Origin of the sequence: Pantoea sp. B623 (genome assembly GCF_024814475.1) — a bacterium.
Classification (GTDB): Bacteria; Pseudomonadota; Gammaproteobacteria; order Enterobacterales; family Enterobacteriaceae; genus Pantoea; species Pantoea ananatis.
Window position 1 is genome coordinate 1938604 of sequence record NZ_JANUXM010000004.1, and the last position, 12192, is coordinate 1950795.

Below are 12192 nucleotides of genomic sequence, written 5' to 3' on the forward strand. Positions count from 1 at the left end.
AACAAGCCGATTAATTCACTGCAATTACTACATGTTGAGTCTAAAATCCAAAAACACACCCATATGTAGTTAACGGAGAAAAAATGGCAACGGTGGTGGTGAAGCGCGACGGATGCCGCGTAGGCTTTGATTCACAGCGTATCGCCGCAGCAGTGAAGGCTGCGGCACGGGCGGCAAACGTGGAAGATGCACGGTGGTGCGACACGGTGGCCGATCGGGTCAGCACTCAACTGGCCCATCGTCAGGAAGTGGATATCGGTGACATCCAGTATGCGGTGGAAGAAACGCTCATGGCCGGGCCTTACCCGCAGCTGGCACGCACCTATATTGAGTATCGTCACGATCGCGACGTGGAGCGCGAGCGCCGCAGCCATCTGCATCACGCCATTCGTGGTCTGGTGGATCAGACCAACGCCGCCCTGCTGCATGAAAATGCCAATAAAGACAGCAAAGTGATCCCCACCCAGCGCGATCTGCTGGCCGGGATCGTCGCGAAGCACTATGCGCAGCAGCAGATCCTCCCCCGGGACGTCGTTCAGGCGCATGAACGCGGCGAGATCCACTATCACGATCTCGATTATTCCCCCTTCTTCCCCATGTTCAACTGCATGCTGATCGACCTGAAAGGGATGCTGACCAACGGCTTCAAGATGGGTAATGCCGAGATCGAGCCGCCAAAATCCATCGCCACCGCAACGGCCGTCACGGCGCAGATCATTGCGCAGGTCGCCAGCCATATTTACGGTGGAACCACGCTGAACCGCATTGATGAAGTGCTGGCACCCTATGTGGAAAAGAGCTTCGCAAAACACCTTGCCGTGGCGCAGGACTGGCACATTCCTCAGGCGGACGCCTATGCTCGCGAACGTACCGAAAAAGAGTGCTATGACGCCTTCCAGTCGCTGGAATACGAGGTAAATACGTTACACACGGCAAACGGGCAAACCCCGTTCGTGACCTTTGGTTTTGGCCTGGGCACGAGTTGGGCGGCACGGCTGGTTCAGACCTCCATTTTGCGTAACCGCCTGGCGGGGCTGGGTAAAAATCACAAAACCGCCGTGTTCCCAAAGCTGGTCTTTACGATTCGGGAAGGCGTGAACCGCCGTGCGGGAGAGGTTAACTACGACATTAAGCAACTGGCGCTGACCTGTGCCAGTAAGCGGATGTATCCCGACATTCTGAATTATGATCAGGTGGTCCAGGTCACTGGCTCCTTTAAAACTCCCATGGGCTGCCGCAGTTTTCTGGGCGTTTACGAGGAAAACGGTGAGCAGATTCATGAAGGCCGGAATAATATCGGCGTCATCAGCCTTAATTTACCGCGCATTGCGCTGGAAGCAGACGGAGACGAAACCCGTTTCTGGACCTTGCTGGATGCGCGGCTGGCGCTGGCGAAGCGGGCGCTCATGACGCGCGTTGCCCGACTCGAAAAAACCAAAGCCCGCGTTGCGCCTATCCTGTACATGGAAGGCGCCTGCGGCGTGCGGCTTAATGCCGATGATGAGATTGGCCCCATTTTCCGCAATGGCCGCGCCTCGCTGTCACTGGGCTATATCGGTCTGCATGAAACCCTGAATGCCCTGAGTGGCGCGCAACACCATCCTTTCGATGATGCGGCGCTGCGCGCTAAAGGCGTTGCCATCGTGGCCCATATGCGTGCGGCTACCGATGCCTGGAAAGACGAAACCGGCTACGGCTTTAGTCTCTACAGCACGCCCAGTGAGAACCTGTGCGACCGCTTCTGTCGTCTGGATGCCGCGCAGTTTGGCGTGGTAAAGGGGGTAACCGATAAAGGCTACTACACCAACAGCTTCCATCTGGACGTTGAGAAGAAGGTGAATCCCTACGATAAGATCGATTTTGAAGCGCCCTATCCGTCGTTGGCTAACGGCGGGTTTATCTGTTACGGCGAATATCCCAACGTGCAGCACAACCTCAAGGCGCTGGAAGACGTGTGGGATTACAGCTATGACCGCGTGCCCTACTACGGCACCAACACGCCGATTGACGAGTGCTACGAATGCGGGTTCAACGGGGAATTCACCTGCACCAGTCGCGGCTTTACCTGCCCCAACTGCGGCAATCACGATCCTGCCCGGGTTTCGGTTACGCGCCGCGTATGTGGCTATCTCGGCAGCCCGGATGCGCGTCCGTTTAACGCCGGTAAACAGCAGGAAGTGCAGCGTCGGGTGAAGCACCTGGATAGCGGACAGCTGGGATGATGCGCATCCATCGTTACTACGATGTGGATATCGTGAACGGGCCCGGCACGCGCTGTACGCTGTTTGTCTCAGGCTGCGAGCACCAGTGTCGCGGCTGTTACAACCAGAGCACCTGGAGGCTGGACTCGGGCGTGCCGTTTACGCTGGAAATGGAGGAGCAGCTGTTAGCGGATTTACAGGATACGCGTATCCCGCGTCAGGGTTTATCGCTGAGCGGCGGCGATCCGCTGCATCCTCATAACGTGCCGCATGTTCGTCGGTTAGTGAAACGGGTAAAACAGACGTGCGCAGGCAAAGATATCTGGTTGTGGACCGGCTATGACATGCAGGCACTCAGCCCGGCACAGCGCGCGATCCTGCCCTGGATAGACGTGGTGATTGACGGGCGGTTTGAAGAGGCAGAACGCGATGCCACGCTCCTGTGGCGCGGCAGCCGAAATCAGAAAATCTGGTATCTACGCTGAAACACGGGGGATCGCGCCGGACTCGATCAGCGTGAACCCCGTATTTTCTTCGGCAAACGCCTGGTGATGCAGGCAGCGAGCCACGTCCTGAGCCGACACGGCACGCCAGTTGCCTGGCAACCAGGCGAACAGCGGAGCCATCAGGCTTTCTCCCCGACGTTTATCTTTTCGTTCACCCAGCAACAGCGAAGGCCGGACCACCGTCAGGCTCGGCCACGCCTGATGGCGCAGCGCATTTTCCATCTCACCTTTCACGCGATTGTATAAAAAGGGGGAGTGACGGTTAGCACCGTGCGCACTGACCACCAGCATCTTTCTGGCCCCCAGACGTAACGCGTTCAGGGCGGTGTCCACCACCAGCGTGTAATCCACGTGAATAAAGGCCTCTTTACTGCCCGCCTGCTTACGCGTGGTGCCAAGACAGCAAAATACCGTCGTCAGCGGTGCCTCCAGCGGGCGCAGGACATCCGTGAGATCGGCTTCAACAGGGTTGACGACCTTGTTCATTGCGGGAAGCGCACGACGGCTGGGCGCAATAATTTCATCCACGCGCGGATCGTCGATCAGTAAACGCAGCAGACAGGATCCCACTAAGCCGGTTGCGCCCGTCAGTAATACACGATTCATCTCAGAATATTCCCTGTTTCGCTGCCAGCCGTGCAAAATCTGGCCAATGTGAGCCGCCTGGCTTGCGTTCTCAGAATCGACAACCAAGCTTAACAGGTCATCAGGATAGCGCAGTATGCGCCTGACATGCCTAAAGGAGAGTATAGATGAGCACCAGAATTGCGGTTCTGATCACCGATGAATTTGAAGACTCTGAGTTTACCTCGCCAGCCGAAGTCTACAAACGTGCAGGCTATGAGGTGGTTACCATTGAGGAACAGGCGGGTAAAACCGTGAAGGGCAAACAGGGCGATGCTGAAGTCACCATCGATCGCAGCATCGACGACGTTAGCCCGGCGGAATTCGACGCACTGCTGCTACCGGGTGGACACTCGCCGGATGCGCTGCGCGGTGACGACCGCTTTGTTGCCTTTACCAAAGACTTTGTGGCCAGCGGCAAACCCATCTTTGCTATCTGCCACGGGCCACAACTGCTGATCAGCGCCAACGGCGTTCGCGGTCGTAAAATGACCAGCGTGAAGGCCATTGCGATCGACCTGATCAATGCGGGTGCCGACTTCCGTGATGAGGAAGTGGTGGTTGACGGTGACAAGCTGGTCACCAGCCGTACGCCGGCGGATCTGCCTGCCTTTAACCGTGAGTCCCTGCGTATTCTGCAGGCACTGTAACGGCCCACGCCCTTTTCCGCCAGGAAGGGGGCGCTTTATTTACGCCTCGCGTTGCCAGACAATTTTTTTGCCGAAACCCAGCGCATTGTCGGTCATTTTCAGCTCATCAAGCGTAATTTCCCACAGGGGCGCAGAAACCTTGCGCGAAACCGGGAAGCGACGTTGGTATGCGGTGCGCGCCTCAGACGCGTCTTCTTCGCTGAGCGGCCGGATATGACCCCGATACTGCACGCCTTTTATCAGCAGTACCGTCTTCGGCTGTCCATTGATTGTCCCCGCCACGCGGTTATTTTTCATTGCTAACAGGCCATGGCGCGTATCCGACTCCGTCATGAGCCAGAAAGCCATGCGTAATTCATCAAACACGTAGTAGCAGTTTGCACACCACAGATCATCGTCAGCACAGCAGCACAGGGACAGCACATGCTGCTTTTTCAGGTAGCGAACAAGATGGGCAAGGTCAGACACAATCAACTCCGGGTAAGGGCGACGGATAGCACGGCGCAAAGAAGCGCGCTACACTGCCGGGCGGGCATTTCTGGAACACATTATGAGTCAGCACTGGCAACTTTACCTGATACAAACGGCCGCAGGCATGCTGTATACCGGCATCACAACCGACGTTGCGCGCCGCCTTGGACAACATGCCTGTGGGCGCGGGGCGCGGGCCCTGCGCGGTAAGGGCCCGTTGGCGCTGGTCTATGCCTGCGCGGCGGGCGACCGGTCGCAGGCTTCCGCGCTGGAGTACCAGGTTAAGCAACTGACCCGCCAACGAAAACTACAGTTGGTTGCCGAGCAACCCGTAAGCCTTGCCGCCTGGCTCAGCGCAGTGGATTAAAAGGCACGGAATACTCAATGCGCCCTTCGGCCCCGTCAAACGCGTTGTCTGCCAGAGGGTACACCAGGAAAGAGGCTTCGCTATCCGGCCAGCGGCAGTGCAACCCATGCCGTGCTGCGGGCTCGAAACCCAGGTGGCTATACAATGCGGGATCGCCCCTTACCACAACGGCGCTGTAGCCAAACTCATTCAGCGTATCCAGACCTTCGTAGACCAACTGTTTCGCCATGCCCTGACCACGCAGGCTTTCATCCACGGCCAGCGGAGCCAGTCCGACCCAGTTGCGATCTTCCCCCTGCAGGGTAACCGGGCTGAAGGCGGCATAGCCCAGCACCTGCCCTTCATCGTCTGTGGCGACGACGCCCAGCGTTAGCAGCCCGTCTTCACGCAGGGCCTGAGTCAGCTCGGCTTCGGCTGAGGTGGGAAAACAGCGTCGCAGTAATGCATCGATACCGGCGGCATCCACGCCAATTTCTGTGCGTATTAACATGAGACACCCGCGCGTGCCTGTGCGGCTTTCGCGTCCTGTTGCATTGTTGTCTCCACGATTGCGGCCATCTGTTGAATGGCGGTACGTAACCCCTTGGGCATGGTGTTGAGTTCAATTGCATCCATTACGTTCTTAACCTCCAGTCCCAGTTCCGTATCCCCTTCGATCAGCAGTCGGCGCTGAAAGAAAAGCATATCAGGATCCGCTTTGCGTGCTGCTACCAGCAACAAATCATTGGCGTTGCCCCGGAACCAGACATCTGCTTCGGCATGCTGCAACACCCTCAGTTGGCCGCCTTCCAGCGTGGTGATCCACGTGAGATTAATATCGCTAATCTCAATCCCCAAAAAGCGTCCCTGAAGAAAGTCTAACTCACCTTCGGCTAAAACATGACGAAATTGCCAGTTTAAGAGTTGTTGCAAGAGCTGCTTCTTCAATATGAAGGGAGCAAGTGTTGCAGGTAAGCTAAGGATTTTAGGGCCGTTTTTGACTAAACTGGCAGATAACCGCTGGAACACGTTTTGCACTCCTGTCACAAAAAATTTTAGCTATATTGCCATAGAGTGCCATTCCCGCCTCCTTTGAGATCAATAAAACCTATCGTAAGCGGGTTAAAAAAAAGCCAGGCTATCTCATCAATGACCGTTTCACTGCCCTAAATCAACATTTGCCCAAAGCGCCATGACTAGACTCGTGCTCCATCTGCATCACGAGAGGATTGAGTATGGAGCTGCTGTGTCCGGCCGGAAACCTGCCTGCGATACGAAGTGCGGTCGAAAATGGCGCCGATGCGGTTTATGTCGGACTGAAAGATGACACCAACGCGCGTCACTTTGCAGGATTGAATTTTACAGATAAGAAACTGCACGAAGCGGCGTACTACCTTCATCAGCATCGCCGTAAGCTGCACGTGGCGATCAATACCTTTGCACATCCTGACGGCATGCAGCGCTGGCAGCGGGCTATCGATGTGGCGGCAGACAGCGGTGCTGATGCGCTGATCCTGGCGGATATTGCAACGCTGGAATATGCCACCGCGCGCTATCCTCACATCGAACGTCATCTGTCAGTGCAGGCTTCCGCCACCAACCTTGAGGCCATTCGTTTTTATCATCGCCATTTCAATTTGCACCGAGTGGTACTGCCGCGCGTACTGTCGATTCATCAGGTAAAACAGCTGGCGCGCAGTACACCTGTTCCGCTGGAGGTCTTTGCCTTTGGCAGCCTGTGCATCATGGCCGAGGGCCGCTGCTACCTCTCTTCCTGGCTAACCGGTGAATCGCCAAACAGTAAAGGCGCCTGCTCCCCCGCGAAGTTTGTTCGCTGGCAACAAACGCCGGCCGGCATGGAGGTGCGCCTTAATGACGTGCTGATCGATCGCTATCGCGCAGAGGAAAGCGCCGGCTATCCCACGCTGTGCAAAGGCCGTTATCAGGTTGACGACCAGCGCTATCACGTGCTGGAAGAGCCCACCAGCCTGAATACGCTTGAACTGTTGCCAGAGCTGATGCGGGCAGGCATTGCCTCCGTAAAAATCGAAGGCCGTCAGCGCAGCCCTGCCTACGTATCCGATGTCGCCCGCGTCTGGCGTCAGGCTATCGATCGCTGTCAAGCTCAGCCGGATAACTTTGAAGTGGCACAGCAGTGGATGAAAACGCTGGGGGCCCTGTCAGAAGGCACGCAGACCACCTTAGGCGCCTATCATCGTGACTGGCAGTGAGGAAAAACCATGAAATACTCTCTCGGCCCCGTGCTCTGGTACTGGCCCACCGCCACGCTGGAACATTTTTATCACCTCACTGCTGACAGCAGCGCTGACATTGTTTGTCTTGGGGAAGCCGTCTGCAGCAAGCGACGCGCCACGCTTTTTGCCGCCTGGATGGATTTAGCACGAATGCTGTCAGCCCGTGGGAAGCAGGTGGTCATTAGCACGCTGGCTTTGCTGCAATCCCCTTCTGAGCTCAAAGAGCTAAAGCGCTATGTAGAGAACGGCGAGTTTATTATTGAAGCCAACGACCTGGGCACCGTGAATATGGCGGCAGAGCGCAAGCTGCCCTTCGTTGCGGGGCCCACGCTCAATGTTTATAACGCCGATACGCTGCAGCTTTTAGTCAAAGAGGGCATGACGCGCTGGTGCTTGCCCGTTGAAATGCCGCGCGACTGGCTAGTGGAGCTGCTTCAGCAGTGTGAGACAAGGGGCATCCGCCAGCAGTTCGAGGTGGAGGTGCTGGGTTATGGTCATTTGCCGCTGGCCCTGTCAGCCCGCTGCTTTACAGCACGTTCGGAGAATCGCGCCAAAGATGCCTGCGAAACCTGCTGTATTCATTATCCCCATGGACGCCGGGTCCTCTCACAGGAATCGCAACAGGTTTTCGTCCTGAACGGTATCCAGACCCTGAGCGGTTACTGCTATAACCTGGGGAACGATCTGGTTGGTATGCACAACTATGTAGATATCGTGCGGTTGTCACCTCAGGATGAGGAAACCTTAAGCCTTATTGACCGTTTCCGCGCAAATGAAGAGGGGCAGGCCCCCCTGGATCTGGCGAAAAATCGGGACTGTAATGGCTACTGGCGCAAGCTGCCGGGCATGGTTTTGCAGGCTGGCGACTGAAAGGCACATACAGGCAACATACGGCGAGTGTAAAAAGTTTTAATATGGCGGATGTTACGCAATACTTGATGGCGCAGGGTATGACACCTGCGCTATACACTCTGGAGTACTCATGTCTGAGAAAAAAAGCGTTCGCCTCTCCGTACTCGATCTTGCCCCTGTTCCTCAGGGTGCCACGCCTCGTGATGCGTTTCACCATTCACTCGCGCTGGCGCGTCAGGCTGAAGCCCTGGGATTCGAACGTTACTGGCTGGCTGAACACCATAATATGACCGGCATTGCCAGTGCCGCCACGTCTGTGCTGATTGGCTATCTGGCCGCGAACACCACAAAGCTGCGTCTGGGTTCGGGCGGCATTATGTTGCCGAATCACGCGCCGCTGGTGATTGCAGAACAGTTCGGCACTCTGGCCTCGCTTTATCCCGACCGTATCGATCTGGGATTAGGCCGCGCCCCCGGCTCGGATCAGCGCACCATGCTGGCCCTGCGCCGCAACCTGTCGGGCATTCAGGCCGATACCTTCCCGGACGATGTCGCTGAGTTGATCGACTGGTTTGATGCGGAAGCCGGCGCGCAGCCACCTGTTCAGCCGGTGCCCGGTTTAGGCCTGAAAATTCCGGTGTGGTTGCTGGGTTCCAGCCTTTACAGCGCACAGCTGTCGGCCAAAATGGGACTGCCGTTTGCCTTCGCCTCGCACTTTGCGCCGGACCAGCTGTTCCAGGCTCTGCATGTCTATCGCGAGAACTTTACGCCTTCAGCCCGTCTCGCCGAGCCGTACGCTACGGTGTGCATTAACGTGGTTGCCGCTGACAGCGAAAGCGACGCGCGTTTCCTGTTCACTTCAATGCAGCAGCAGTTTATTAATCTGCGCCGTGGCAAGCCGGGCCCGCTGCCTGCCCCGGTCGAGAACATGGACAGCCTGTGGTCGCCGTCAGAACAGTATGGCGTTCAGCAGGCGCTGAGCATGTCGCTGGTAGGGGATGTCGAGAAAGTGCGTCACGGACTGGCTTCACTGCTGCGTGAAACCCAGGCGGATGAGATTATGGTTAACGGTCAGATTTACGATACGCAAGCCCGTCTGCACTCGTTTAAGCTGGCGATGGACGCTGCACGCAGCCTGTAAAGCAGCAGCCGCCCTTCTGGGATAAGCCAGAAGCAGGACAAAAAAAGGGAAGCCCGCAGGCTTCCCTTTTTATTACGACGATTTAGCTCGCTTACGCGTCACGACGACGTGGTGCAGCCGCACCGTCTTCACGACGTGGACCACGACCGCCTTCGCGGTTGAAGCTGCGTCCGCCTTCACGACCACCTTCACGGCGCTCAGAAGAGAAACGACGCGGGCCCTGACCTTCAGGACGTGCACCGCCGCCACGACGTTCGCCAGCACCGGCGCCAGGACGACGCTCGCCACGGCCACCTTCATGCGGCTGAGCATCACCCAGCAGCTGCATATTCATTGGCTTGTTCAGAATACGCGTACGGGTAAAGTGCTGCAGCACATCACCTGGCATGCCTTTCGGCAGCTCGATGGTGGAGTGCGTACCAAACAGTTTGATGTTACCGATGTAACGGCTGCTGATATCGCCTTCGTTGGCAATTGCGCCCACGATGTGACGCACTTCAACACCGTCGTCACGGCCCACTTCAATGCGGTACAGTTGCATATCGCCAACGTCACGACGTTCGCGACGTGGGCGGTCGCCATCACGGCTTTCGCGTGGACCACGTGCATCACGGCTCTCACGACGATCGTCACGCTCACGGAATTCACGACGCGCTGGACGTGGTGCATCAGCAGGAACGATCAGCGGACGCTCACCCTGTGCCATTTTCAGCAGCGCAGCAGCCAGCGTTTCGATATCCAGCTCTTCTTCAGGCTGCATCTTCGCCAGCAGCGCACGGTACTGTTCCAGATCGCTGCTTTCCAGCTGCTGCTGAACTTTTGCCGCGAACTTAGCCAGACGACGCTGACCCAGCAGTTCTGCATTTGGCAGCTCAACTTCTGGAATGGTCAGCTTCATGGTGCGTTCGATGTTACGCAGCAGACGACGCTCGCGGTTCTCTACGAACAGCAGTGCGCGACCCGCACGACCAGCACGACCGGTACGGCCGATACGGTGAACGTAAGATTCTGCGTCCATCGGAATATCGTAGTTAACAACCAGGCTGATACGCTCAACGTCCAGGCCACGGGCCGCAACGTCGGTAGCAATCAGGATATCCAGACGACCATCTTTCAGGCGCTCCAGCGTCTGCTCACGCAGTGCCTGGTTCATATCGCCGTTCAGTGCCGCACTGTTGTAACCGCTGCGCTCCAGCGCTTCAGCCACTTCCAGCGTTGCGTTTTTAGTCCGCACGAAAATGATCGCAGCATCGAAGTCTTCTGCTTCAAGGAAGCGAACCAGCGCGTCAGTTTTACGGCCGTAAGCCGTCCAGTAACTCTGGCTGATGTCTGGGCGCGTAGTCATGCTTGACTGAATGCGCACTTCCTGCGGATCTTTCATAAAACGCTTGGTAATACGACGAATCGCTTCTGGCATGGTGGCAGAGAACAGTGCGGTCTGATGACCTTCTGGGATCTGCGCCATGATGGTTTCAACGTCTTCGATGAAGCCCATGCGTAACATTTCATCGGCTTCGTCCAGCACCAGACCACGCAGGTTAGACAGATCTAACGTGCCACGTTTCAGGTGATCCAGCAGACGGCCTGGAGTACCTACGACAACCTGTGGTCCCTGGCGCAGGGCGCGCAGCTGCACGTCATAACGCTGGCCGCCGTAAAGGGCAACCACGTTCAGACCGCGCATATGTTTAGAGAATTCGGTAACAGCTTCAGCTACCTGCACCGCCAGTTCGCGGGTCGGTGCCAGCACCAAAATTTGCGGTGCTTTAACAGTTGGATCGATGTTGTGTAACAGCGGCAGCGAGAACGCTGCAGTTTTACCACTCCCGGTCTGCGCCATACCTAATACGTCACGGCCCGCCAGCAGGTGAGGAATACACTCAGCCTGGATTGGGGATGGCTTGACATAGCCCATGCCGTTCAGTGATTCAAGGAGTTCGGCGTTCAGGCCAAGTTCTGCAAAAGTGGTTTGAATATCAGTCATGTAGTACACGTGCCTCGTTGATTGCGGCGGCCAGTCTACATAACTCGTCGTGAAAACTTTCAGTCATTTTCATCAAAAAGTGTGAACCGGCTCAAATTAGAAGTTTTGACGAACAGAAAAGCCCTCATCCCTGAAGATGATGACTTGACAGGTTTTACAGGCAAAAAAGTTCGTCAGCTATTGCTGGTCAGATTCTGATAAATCGTCTTGTGCCTGGCCGAGTTGCGCCAGTTCCAACAATGCGTATCGGTGTTCAACAAAGTTATTCACGTTGTTGGCAACCGCCAGTTTGAACAACGCTTCTGCGTTGTCCTTCTCCCCCAGACTTAGGTAATACTTACCTAAATAGAAGTTGGTTTCACTGAGATGTTCAGCGAGCGAGGTGTTATCCGTTGCGTCCGCCTTGAGACGTTCCATCAGTGTTGCTTCGCTGATGTCGCCCAGGTAGAACTCGACAATATTCCATCCCCATTGGTCCTTGACCGCTTTGTCGTAACGCTGCTTAAGCGCCACTTTTGCTTTGTCGGCATCCATCCTGCTTTCAACCAGGTAGAGCCACAAGCTGCGGAAAGGATCGTTAGGATCGTCTTGATAAAACGCCAGCAGATCATCTTGCGCTAACTTGTATCGACCGCCGTAATAGAGGGCGATACCACGATTTAAATGCGCATAGTTGTAAGTTGGATCAAGCTCAAGTACAGAATCAAACGCTTCATAGGCGGCATCAAAGTTGCCCGCCTGCGTTAAGTATATACCAAGATAGTTAAACACTTCTGGCATATCTGGTCTTATAGACAGCGCTTGCGAAAAATCGTTCCGCGCTAATGCCCTCAGACCCAAACTATCATACAACACTCCGCGCTCATATAACAGCTGTGCGCGTTCATCATCGGTAAGGGCTCGACTGGCAAGAATTTGTTCCATGCGAGCCAGAATCACTTCCTGTTGCAGTGTGGGCTGTAAAGGTACTGCAAGAACTTCGTTCTTACGCCAATTGGAGTTGCTGCATCCTGCCAGCGTCAAAGCTGTCGCAACAAAACACCAGCGCAAAAAAGGCTTCATTTCCCACTCCCGAATACAAACATTGGGACAACCATCCTGTTATCCGCCTGCTGTGCACAAGGATTCCCGCCCTCGCGATGACACAAAAGCCTCTCCCTGC

At 55.9% G+C, this 12192-nt stretch carries 14 protein-coding genes; 7 read left to right on the forward strand and 7 right to left on the reverse strand.

The window, feature by feature from the left end:
• Positions 1-83 precede the first annotated feature (83 nt).
• Positions 84-2222, forward strand: coding sequence for an anaerobic ribonucleoside-triphosphate reductase (gene nrdD, locus NXS97_RS10845; protein WP_014606738.1), 2139 nt, complete (start codon positions 84-86; stop codon positions 2220-2222).
• Positions 2219-2686 carry an anaerobic ribonucleoside-triphosphate reductase-activating protein gene (gene nrdG, locus NXS97_RS10850; RefSeq protein ID WP_014606739.1) on the forward strand — a complete coding sequence of 156 codons (468 nt, stop codon included), beginning with the start codon at positions 2219-2221 and terminating at the stop codon, positions 2684-2686. The genes nrdD and nrdG overlap by 4 nt, the downstream gene beginning before the upstream one ends.
• On the opposite strand, the gene NXS97_RS10855 is transcribed toward nrdG, so the two are convergent.
• Positions 2678-3313, reverse strand: coding sequence for an NAD(P)H-binding protein (locus NXS97_RS10855; RefSeq protein ID WP_015701089.1), 636 nt, complete (start codon positions 3311-3313; stop codon positions 2678-2680). The two genes, nrdG and NXS97_RS10855, sit on opposite strands and share 9 nt — an antisense overlap.
• Before the next feature lie 146 nt (positions 3314-3459).
• Here NXS97_RS10855 and NXS97_RS10860 point away from each other — a divergent pair, with 146 nt between their 5' ends.
• Positions 3460-3981, forward strand: a complete 522-nt coding sequence (locus NXS97_RS10860; RefSeq protein WP_013024366.1) for a type 1 glutamine amidotransferase domain-containing protein — start codon at positions 3460-3462, stop codon at positions 3979-3981.
• A 39-nt stretch (positions 3982-4020) separates the two neighbouring features.
• On the opposite strand, the gene NXS97_RS10865 is transcribed toward NXS97_RS10860, so the two are convergent.
• Entirely contained in the window at positions 4021-4449 is a 429-nt protein-coding gene (locus NXS97_RS10865) for a YhbP family protein (protein ID WP_014606741.1), read from the reverse strand.
• A gap of 82 nt (positions 4450-4531) precedes the next feature.
• On the opposite strand from NXS97_RS10865, the gene NXS97_RS10870 reads away from it, so the two are divergent.
• The gene (locus tag NXS97_RS10870; protein WP_064373039.1) at positions 4532-4819 is read left to right on the forward strand and encodes a GIY-YIG nuclease family protein; all 288 of its coding nucleotides are present in this window, start codon (positions 4532-4534) and stop codon (positions 4817-4819) included.
• On the opposite strand, the gene NXS97_RS10875 is transcribed toward NXS97_RS10870, so the two are convergent.
• Positions 4803-5309 carry a GNAT family N-acetyltransferase gene (locus NXS97_RS10875; protein WP_105079038.1) on the reverse strand — a complete coding sequence of 169 codons (507 nt, stop codon included), beginning with the start codon at positions 5307-5309 and terminating at the stop codon, positions 4803-4805. The genes NXS97_RS10870 and NXS97_RS10875 overlap by 17 nt on opposite strands.
• Positions 5303-5827, reverse strand: coding sequence for an SCP2 domain-containing protein (locus NXS97_RS10880; protein WP_033770460.1), 525 nt, complete (start codon positions 5825-5827; stop codon positions 5303-5305). The genes NXS97_RS10875 and NXS97_RS10880 overlap by 7 nt, the downstream gene beginning before the upstream one ends.
• Positions 5828-6033: 206 nt before the next feature.
• Here NXS97_RS10880 and NXS97_RS10885 point away from each other — a divergent pair, with 206 nt between their 5' ends.
• From NXS97_RS10885 to NXS97_RS10895, 3 genes are all read left to right on the forward strand, one after another.
• Entirely contained in the window at positions 6034-7029 is a 996-nt protein-coding gene (locus tag NXS97_RS10885) for a peptidase U32 family protein (RefSeq protein ID WP_072138512.1), read from the forward strand.
• A 9-nt stretch (positions 7030-7038) separates the two neighbouring features.
• Positions 7039-7923, forward strand: a complete 885-nt coding sequence (locus NXS97_RS10890) for a U32 family peptidase (RefSeq protein WP_116219993.1) — start codon at positions 7039-7041, stop codon at positions 7921-7923.
• Between the two features lie 112 nt (positions 7924-8035).
• Positions 8036-9046 (forward strand): luciferase-like monooxygenase, encoded by a 1011-nt coding sequence (locus NXS97_RS10895; RefSeq protein ID WP_116219992.1) that lies wholly within the window; start codon positions 8036-8038, stop codon positions 9044-9046.
• Positions 9047-9137: 91 nt separating this feature from the next.
• On the opposite strand, the gene NXS97_RS10900 is transcribed toward NXS97_RS10895, so the two are convergent.
• The 3 genes from NXS97_RS10900 to nlpI all read right to left on the reverse strand — a co-directional run bounded on the left by NXS97_RS10900 (position 9138) and on the right by nlpI (position 12092).
• A complete protein-coding gene (locus tag NXS97_RS10900; protein WP_014595165.1) occupies positions 9138-11030 on the reverse strand; it encodes a DEAD/DEAH family ATP-dependent RNA helicase in 1893 nt (630 codons plus the stop codon).
• Positions 11023-11103 carry a protein YrbN gene (gene yrbN / locus NXS97_RS23315; RefSeq protein WP_100208641.1) on the reverse strand — a complete coding sequence of 27 codons (81 nt, stop codon included), beginning with the start codon at positions 11101-11103 and terminating at the stop codon, positions 11023-11025. The genes NXS97_RS10900 and yrbN overlap by 8 nt, the downstream gene beginning before the upstream one ends.
• A 104-nt stretch (positions 11104-11207) precedes the next feature.
• Complete coding sequence (nlpI, locus tag NXS97_RS10905) at positions 11208-12092, reverse strand: lipoprotein NlpI (protein WP_013024357.1); 885 nt, start codon at positions 12090-12092, stop codon at positions 11208-11210.
• Positions 12093-12192: the final 100 nt, after the last annotated feature.

Coding starts and splice junctions, on each gene's coding strand:
- yrbN (WP_100208641.1), bottom strand. CDS start 11,103: ATGAAAATGACTGAAAGTTTTCACGACGAGTTATGTAGACTGGCCGCC.
- nrdG (WP_014606739.1), top strand. CDS start 2,219: ATGATGCGCATCCATCGTTACTACGATGTGGATATCGTGAACGGGCCC.
- NXS97_RS10890 (WP_116219993.1), top strand. CDS start 7,039: ATGAAATACTCTCTCGGCCCCGTGCTCTGGTACTGGCCCACCGCCACG.
- NXS97_RS10855 (WP_015701089.1), bottom strand. CDS start 3,313: ATGAATCGTGTATTACTGACGGGCGCAACCGGCTTAGTGGGATCCTGT.
- NXS97_RS10895 (WP_116219992.1), top strand. CDS start 8,036: ATGTCTGAGAAAAAAAGCGTTCGCCTCTCCGTACTCGATCTTGCCCCT.
- NXS97_RS10900 (WP_014595165.1), bottom strand. CDS start 11,030: ATGACTGATATTCAAACCACTTTTGCAGAACTTGGCCTGAACGCCGAA.
- nlpI (WP_013024357.1), bottom strand. CDS start 12,092: ATGAAGCCTTTTTTGCGCTGGTGTTTTGTTGCGACAGCTTTGACGCTG.
- NXS97_RS10860 (WP_013024366.1), top strand. CDS start 3,460: ATGAGCACCAGAATTGCGGTTCTGATCACCGATGAATTTGAAGACTCT.
- NXS97_RS10885 (WP_072138512.1), top strand. CDS start 6,034: ATGGAGCTGCTGTGTCCGGCCGGAAACCTGCCTGCGATACGAAGTGCG.
- NXS97_RS10870 (WP_064373039.1), top strand. CDS start 4,532: ATGAGTCAGCACTGGCAACTTTACCTGATACAAACGGCCGCAGGCATG.
- NXS97_RS10875 (WP_105079038.1), bottom strand. CDS start 5,309: ATGTTAATACGCACAGAAATTGGCGTGGATGCCGCCGGTATCGATGCA.
- nrdD (WP_014606738.1), top strand. CDS start 84: ATGGCAACGGTGGTGGTGAAGCGCGACGGATGCCGCGTAGGCTTTGAT.